This is a genomic window from Escherichia sp. AM3 (genome assembly GCF_032029835.1).
Taxonomy (GTDB): domain Bacteria; phylum Pseudomonadota; class Gammaproteobacteria; order Enterobacterales; family Enterobacteriaceae; genus Escherichia; species Escherichia coli.
The window spans coordinates 1-7706 of sequence record NZ_JAVUPQ010000101.1 but is presented as its reverse complement, the minus strand read 5'-3'; the positions used below and the strand labels follow the sequence as shown (position 1 = coordinate 7706).

Annotated in this window: 6 protein-coding genes and 3 pseudogenes; 8 read left to right on the top strand and 1 reads right to left on the bottom strand. The window is 51.7% G+C overall.

Annotation, left to right across the window (positions count from 1 at the left end):
• The 8 genes and pseudogenes from RTW80_RS31615 to RTW80_RS21605 all read left to right on the top strand — a co-directional run.
• Positions 1-60: IS1 family transposase (locus tag RTW80_RS31615; RefSeq protein ID WP_071528444.1), on the top strand; the 60-nt coding region annotated here is incomplete at its 5' end.
• 15 nt (positions 61-75) lie between these two features.
• Positions 76-183 (top strand): annotated as a pseudogene (locus RTW80_RS21635) (helix-turn-helix transcriptional regulator); the annotation flags it as partial.
• A 25-nt stretch (positions 184-208) separates the two neighbouring features.
• Positions 209-844: pseudogene (gene ecpA, locus RTW80_RS21630) on the top strand (common pilus major fimbrillin subunit EcpA).
• 57 nt (positions 845-901) lie between these two features.
• Positions 902-1570 carry a fimbrial chaperone EcpB gene (gene ecpB, locus RTW80_RS21625; protein ID WP_000716398.1) on the top strand — a complete coding sequence of 223 codons (669 nt, stop codon included), beginning with the start codon at positions 902-904 and terminating at the stop codon, positions 1568-1570.
• 25 nt (positions 1571-1595) lie between these two features.
• Positions 1596-4121 (top strand): fimbrial usher EcpC, encoded by a 2526-nt coding sequence (gene ecpC, locus RTW80_RS21620; protein ID WP_032265390.1) that lies wholly within the window; start codon positions 1596-1598, stop codon positions 4119-4121.
• Positions 4111-5754 (top strand): fimbrial adhesin EcpD, encoded by a 1644-nt coding sequence (gene ecpD, locus RTW80_RS21615; RefSeq protein WP_001310578.1) that lies wholly within the window; start codon positions 4111-4113, stop codon positions 5752-5754. Before ecpC ends, ecpD begins: the two co-directional genes overlap by 11 nt.
• A complete protein-coding gene (gene ecpE / locus RTW80_RS21610; RefSeq protein WP_001741242.1) occupies positions 5723-6433 on the top strand; it encodes a fimbrial chaperone EcpE in 711 nt (236 codons plus the stop codon). Before ecpD ends, ecpE begins: the two co-directional genes overlap by 32 nt.
• 312 nt (positions 6434-6745) lie before the next feature.
• The gene (locus RTW80_RS21605) at positions 6746-7075 is read left to right on the top strand and encodes a YkgJ family cysteine cluster protein (protein WP_001303809.1); all 330 of its coding nucleotides are present in this window, start codon (positions 6746-6748) and stop codon (positions 7073-7075) included.
• 247 nt (positions 7076-7322) lie between these two features.
• Here RTW80_RS21605 and RTW80_RS21600 read toward each other — a convergent pair.
• Positions 7323-7631 (bottom strand): annotated as a pseudogene (locus RTW80_RS21600) (DUF1440 domain-containing protein); the annotation flags it as partial.
• Positions 7632-7706 lie beyond the last annotated feature (75 nt).

The following is a 7706-nucleotide window of genomic DNA, read 5'->3' as shown; positions in this document are numbered from 1 at the left end:
TCGGTGGAGCTGCATGACAAAGTCATCGGGCATTATCTGAACATAAAACACTATCAATAAGTTGGAGTCATTACCCCTAAATCGATTGCCAGAATTGAAAATTGTAGTGTGAAGACAGTGTATACCCATCGGCGTAATGCTGAGGCCAAGCTGTACTCAAAAATATATAAGTTGGTTCAGTAAACTCCAGGCAAGTTAGTTTTAAAAAATGACTCACTGGGACATCACGTCCTCAATTCAACTCGGGAAGAAATGCAATGAAAAAAAGGTTCTGGCAATAGCTCTGGTAACGGTGTTTACCGGCATGGGTGTGGCGCAGGCTGCTGACGTAACAGCTCAGGCTGTAGCGACCTGGTAGGCAACAGCCAAAAAAGACACCACCAGTAAGCTGGTTGTGACGCCACTCGGTAGCCTGGCGTTCCAGTATGCCGAAGGCATTAAAGGTTTTAACTCACAGAAAGGTCTATTTGACGTGGCTATCGAGGGTGACTCAACGGCTACCGCCTTTAAACTGACCTCACGTCTTATCACCAACACATTAACCCAGTTGGATACCTCAGGTTCCACACTGAATGTGGGCGTGGATTATAACGGCGCGGCAGTCGAAAAAACTGGCGATACCGTGATGATCGATACCGCCAACGGCGTACTGGGCGGCAACCTTAGCCCGCTGGCTAACGGTTACAATGCCAGCAATCGTACCACCGCACAGGATGGTTTCACCTTCTCCATCATCAGCGGTACCACCAATGGTACCACCGCAGTAACAGATTACAGCACTCTACCGGAAGGCATCTGGAGCGGCGACGTTAGCGTACAGTTCGACGCGACCTGGACCAGTTAATCTCTCTGATGTACCAGCAGGGGTAGCCCCCCTGCTTTATTCCTGGACGGAATTGTTATGAAAAAGCACCTTCTGCCTCTCGCTCTGCTGTTTTCCGGAATATCTCCGGCCCAGGCGCTGGATGTCGGCGATATATCATCGTTTATGAACAGTGACAGCAGCACGCTGAGCAAAACGATCAAAAACAGTACCGACAGTGGTCGCCTTATCAATATCCGTCTCGAACGGCTCTCTTCACCGCTTGACGACGGGCAGGTTATCTCAATGGACAAGCCGGATGAGTTGCTACTCACTCCCGCCAGCTTGCTGCTACCCGCCCAAGCCAGCGAAGTGATCCGCTTCTTCTATAAGGGACCCGCAGATGAAAAAGAGCGCTACTACCGCATTGTCTGGTTTGATCAGGCCCTCAGTGATGCACAGCGCGATAATGCCAACCGCAGCGCTGTGGCCACTGCTTCCGCCCGCATCGGCACCATTCTGGTCGTCGCACCCCGCCAGGCAAACTACCACTTTCAGTACGCCAACGGCTCCCTGACAAATACAGGAAATGCGACGCTGCGGATCCTCGCCTACGGCCCCTGCCTGAAAGCCGCCAATGGTAAAGAGTGTAAAGAGAATTACTACCTGATGCCGGGCAAGTCGCGTCGTTTTACCCGCGTGGACACGGCGGATAACAAAGGACGGGTTGCACTTTGGCAGGGTGATAAGTTCATTCCCGTGAAATAGATAGCTGTGCAGATGGATAACGACAATGCCTTTACGACGGTTCTCCCCAGGACTGAAAGCCCAGTTTGCCTTCGGCATGGTCTTTTTGTTCGTTCAGCCCGATGCCAGCGCTGCTGACATAAGTGCGCAGCAAATAGGTGGGGTGATTATTCCGCAGGCCTTCAGTCAGGCGCTTCAGGACGGCATGAGCGTCCCGCTCTATATTCATCTCGCCGGTAGCCAGGGTCGCCAGGACGATCAGCGAATCGGCAGCGCTTTTATCTGGCTGGACGATGGACAGCTACGCATCCGGAAAATACAGCTGGAAGAGAGTGAAGATAACGCCAGTGTCAGCGAACAAACTCGACAGCAGCTGATGGCTCTGGCCAACGCCCCGTTCAATGAGGCCCTTACCATCCCCCTGACTGACAACGCGCAGCTGGATCTCAGCTTGCGCCAACTGCTGCTGCAGCTAGTGGTCAAGCGCGAAGCGCTGGGCACCGTACTACGCTCACGTAGCGAAGACATCGGGCAGTCCAGTGTTAACACCCTCAGCAGTAATCTGAGCTATAACTTGGGCGTCTATAACAACCAGTTGCGTAACGGCGGGAGCAACACATCCAGCTATCTGTCGCTGAATAACGTTACTGCACTGCGCGAACATCATGTGGTGCTCGACGGCTCGCTGTACGGGATCGGTAGCGGTCAACAGGACAGTGAATTATATAAAGCGATGTATGAACGCGATTTTGCCGGTCACCGATTTGCCGGTGGAATGCTCGACACCTGGAACTTGCAGTCCTTAGGGCCGATGACCGCCATTTCAGCAGGGAAGATTTACGGCCTTTCCTGGGGAAACCAGGCCAGCTCCACCATCTTCGACAGCAGCCAGTCAGCCACGCCAGTGATCGCCTTTTTACCGGCGGCGGGCGAAGTACATCTCACCCGTGATGGGCGGCTACTAAGCGTTCAGAACTTCACTATGGGCAATCATGAAGTGGATACCCGGGGTCTACCGTACGGGATTTACGATGTGGAAGTTGAGGTGATCGTTAACGGTCGCGTGATCAGCAAACGCACCCAGCGGGTCAATAAGCTGTTTAGCCGGGGGCGCGGCGTCGGTGCACCACTGGCGTGGCAGGTATGGGGCGGTAGCTTTCATATGGATCGCTGGTCGGAAAACGGGAAAAAGACGCGACCAGCTAAAGAGAGTTGGCTAGCAGGTGCCTCGACCTCCGGCTCATTGAGTACGCTTAGCTGGGCGGCAACGGGATATGGATACGATAATCAGGCGGTGGGTGAAACCCGTCTGACGCTGCCGCTTGGGGGGGCGATCAACGTTAACCTGCAAAATATGCTGGCCAGTGACAGCTCATGGAGCAGCATCGGCAGCATCAGCGCCACTCTACCGGGAGGCTTTAGTTCGCTGTGGGTTAATCAGGAAAAAACCCGCATTGGCAATCAATTGCGACGTAGCGATGCCGACAACCGTGCAATCGGCGGCACACTCAACCTGAACTCACTGTGGTCGAAGCTGGGCACATTCAGCATCAGCTACAATGATGACCGCCGTTACAACAGCCATTATTACACGGCAGATTACTATCAAAATGTCTACAGCGGTACCTTTGGTTCGCTTGGCCTGCGGGCCGGTATTCAGCGCTATAACAACGGCGACAGCAACGCCAATACAGGAAAATATATCGCTCTCGATCTCTCGCTACCACTGGGCAACTGGTTTAGCGCAGGGATGACTCATCAAAACGGCTACACCATGGCAAACCTGTCAGCACGCAAACAGTTTGATGAAGGAACCATTCGCACTGTTGGTGCCAATCTGTCACGTGCCATCTCCGGCGATACCGGTGATGACAAAACCCTCAGCGGCGGGGCGTATGCACAATTCGACGCTCGTTACGCCAGCGGAACGCTGAACGTCAATAGCGCGGCGGACGGCTACGTCAATACCAACTTGACCGCCAATGGCAGCGTCGGCTGGCAGGGTAAAAACATTGCTGCCAGCGGGCGGACTGATGGCAACGCTGGGGTGATATTCAACACCGGGCTGGAGGACGACGGTCAGATCAGCGCCAAAATCAACGGGCGGATTTTCCCGCTTAACGGCAAGCGTAACTATCTCCCGCTCTCTCCCTATGGAAGATATGAGGTGGAGTTACAGAACAGCAAAAACTCACTCGACAGTTACGATATCGTCAGCGGCCGCAAAAGTCGTCTGACTCTCTATCCAGGCAATGTCGCTGTCATTGAGCCAGAGGTGAAGCAGATGGTTACCGTCTCCGGTCGTATCCGTGCGGAAGACGGCACACTGCTGGCTAACGCACGGATTAACAACCATATCGGCCGAACCCGAACCGATGAAAACGGCGAGTTTGTCATGGACGTGGATAAGAAATACCCCACTATCGATTTTCGCTACAGTGGCAATAAAACCTGCGAAGTGGCTCTGGAACTCAACCAGGTGCGCGGTGCCGTCTGGGTCGGTGATGTGGTCTGCAGCGGCCTCTCATCGTGGGCGGCGGTGACGCAGACAGGAGAAGAGAATGAGAGTTAACCTACTAATAACAATGATAATTTTCGCGCTAATCTGGCCAGTAACTGCGCTCAGAGCGGCAGTGAGCAAAACAACCTGGGCGGATGCACCGGCACGCGAGTTTGTGTTTGTCGAAAACAACTCAGACGACAATTTTTTCGTCACTCCTGGCGGGGCGCTGGATCCGCGCCTGACCGGTGCCAACCGCTGGACCGGTTTAAAATACACTGGTTCAGGAACCATCTATCAGCAAAGCCTCGGCTACATTGATAACGGTTACAACACCGGCCTTTATACCAACTGGAAGTTTGATATGTGGCTGGAAAATTCACCAGTTTCATCTCCTTTAACTGGCTTGCGCTGCATCAACTGGTACGCTGGGTGTAATATGACCACCAGTCTTATCCTGCCGCAAACCACCGACGCCAGTGGATTTTATGGCGCGACGGTGACCAGCGGCGGCGCGAAGTGGATGCACGGCATGTTGTCAGACGCGTTTTACCAGTATATGCAACAAATGCCCGTCGGCAGCAGCTTTACAATGACCATCAATGCCTGCCAGACCTCTGTGAACTATGACGCCAGCAGCGGCGCACGCTGTAAGGATCAGGCCTCCGGCAACTGGTATGTTCGCAACGTCACCCATACGAAAGCAGCAAATCTACGGTTGATAAATACCCACTCGCTGGCGGAAGTATTTATCAACAGCGACGGAGTACCGACTCTGGGCGAAGGGAACGCCGACTGCCGGACGCAAACCATCGGCAGCCGTTCAGGATTAAGTTGTAAGATGGTTAACTATACCCTGCAAACAAACGGACTCAGCAACACCTCAATCCATATATTCCCGGCGATCGCCAACTCGTCGTTAGCCTCGGCCGTCGGGGCGTACGATATGCAGTTCAGTCTGAATGGCAGTTCATGGAAACCGGTGAGCAATACCGCCTATTACTACACCTTCAACGAGATGAAGAGCGCAGACTCGATCTATGTTTTCTTCTCGAGCAACTTCTTTAAGCAGATGGTGAACCTCGGGATCAGCGATATCAACACCAAAGATCTATTCAACTTTCGCTTTCAGAACACCACATCACCGGAGTCTGGCTGGTATGAATTTTCTACCTCCAACACGCTGATTATCAAACCCCGTGATTTCAGCATCAGTATTATCTCCGATGAATATACTCAGACACCGTCGCGGGAGGGATATGTTGGCAGCGGCGAGTCGGCACTCGATTTCGGCTATATCGTAACCACCAGCGGTAAAACAGCTGCCGACGAAGTGCTGATCAAGGTGACCGGACCCGCGCAGGTGATTGGCGGGCGCTCCTATTGTGTCTTCAGCTCCGATGACGGTAAGGCGAAAGTACCGTTCCCGGCGACACTTTCCTTTATTACCCGCAACGGAGCTACAAAAACCTACGATGCCGGGTGCGATGATAGCTGGCGGGATATGACCGATGCGCTGTGGTTGACCACACCGTGGACTGATATCTCTGGCGAAGTGGGGCAGATGGATAAGACCACAGTCAAATTTTCGATTCCAATGGATAACGCCATTTCGCTGCGTACGGTAGATGATAACGGCTGGTTTGGCGAAGTCAGCGCTTCAGGAGAGATTCATGTTCAGGCGACGTGGCGTAACATTAACTAAGGCCCTGCTGACAGCGGTCTGTATGCTGGCGGCACCTTTGACACAGGCGATTTCGGTCGGCAATCTGACATTTTCGCTGCCGTCCGAGACTGACTTTGTCAGCAAACGTGTAGTGAATAACAACAAAAGCGCACGGATATACCGTATTGCCATCAGTGCTATTGATAGCCCGGGCAGCAGTGAATTGCGCACCCGACCGGTGGATGGTGAACTGCTTTTCGCCCCCCGCCAGCTGGCGTTGCAGGCTGGTGAGAGCGAGTATTTTAAATTTTACTATCATGGTCCACAGGATAACCGCGAGCGCTACTACCGGGTCTCATTTCGCGAGGTCCCCACTCGTAACCAGACAAGACGCAGCCCAACCGGCGGCGAGGTCAGCACGGATCCGGTGGTGGTGATGGATACCATTCTGGTAGTACGACCACGTCAGGTTCAGTTTAAATGGTCCTTCGACAAGGTGACAGGAACGGTAAGTAACACTGGCAACACATGGTTTAAGCTACTGATTAAGCCAGGATGTGATTCGACCGAAGAGGAAGGCGATGCCTGGTATCTACGTCCGGGAGACGTGGTTCATCAACCTGAGTTACGTCAGCCGGGGAATCATTATCTGGTCTATAACGACAAATTCATTAAGATTAGCGATTCCTGTCCGGCTAAGCCCCCTTCGGCGGACTAAGACTTATCCATCGGTCGAGGGAAGAATTCCACCTCAGAGCCCCAAAAATCGTTTAAATGATGTGGAAGCGATCGTCAATATCACCTGTAACGATGGGCTTTCTCATATGCACACCATAGTGTTCAGGAGACACGGAAAGGTATCAGGCAGCCTGCTAACGAGTGGTTTAATCACGAATTAGTACGTAAAATCGGTAACGGCTGGAAATCATTCAATACTCACACTATCGAAAGTTCCCCAGCCAACCGCGGTACGTTCTTACATACGATGTACCGCTGTTCTCTTTACGATTTTTAGCTGTACTGGTGAATTATGAGCAATCTGAATCCATGCATGACGTGTGGTGCCTGTTGTGCATTTTTCCGCGTCTCTTTTTACTGGGCCGAAGCCGACGATGCTGGCGGCACTATTCCCGCCAGGCTCACTGAACAAATATCCCCTTTTCACCGATGCATGAGCGGTACCAATCAGAAAAACCCCCGATGTATTGCCCTTGCAGGAACCCCGGGCAAAAATGCCTGCTGCACGATATATAAAAATCGATCGTCCACATGCAGAGAATTCGCCATGTCTGGTGAGAACGGAGTCGTTAATGAGGCTTGCAATCGTGCAAGGGCTAAATACGGGCTGACACCGTTATAAACATACAATAATTAATTGCACTGCCCCGCCAGCGATAATAGCGGGGCTTCGTTTTTCAGGGGTAACAAAACCCGATACTTCTTCTATTTGCCAGCAACAATGCCTCTCTTCTGTAGCGTTCTTCGGATCTACATCATCCTGAAGTAGCGCGATATACTCACTGACTATCTGAATCAGAATATAAAAAGCAATGTTTTTAACCTATAAAAATGGCGCTGTATTTGCGCCATTTTTATCATTCAATGCATTATCTGTTTGAGCCTAAAGGGATCTCAGGGTCTGGCTCATGAGTAATTCTGTTTCGTAAATCTCTGCGAATAATTTCAATAGACCAGAACCAGACTAAATGTCCAAAAATTTCAGAAAGATTCTCATACCACGGGAGATCAAACAGAGGTGGCGTCAGTCCCATGAGAGGGAATGAAATCATATGAACAAAAAGTTGGGCTAAAGCACCTGCCAGTAAGCCCTGCCAGAGTTTAATTTTTGGAAATACTTCAGCGACCACACAATAACCGACAGCAAACACTATCGAAAAGATAATGTGCGTAACACCGGTGATGCTGCCAACTTACTGATTTAGTGTATGATGGTGTTTTTGAGGTGCTCCAGTGGCTTCTGTTTCTATCAG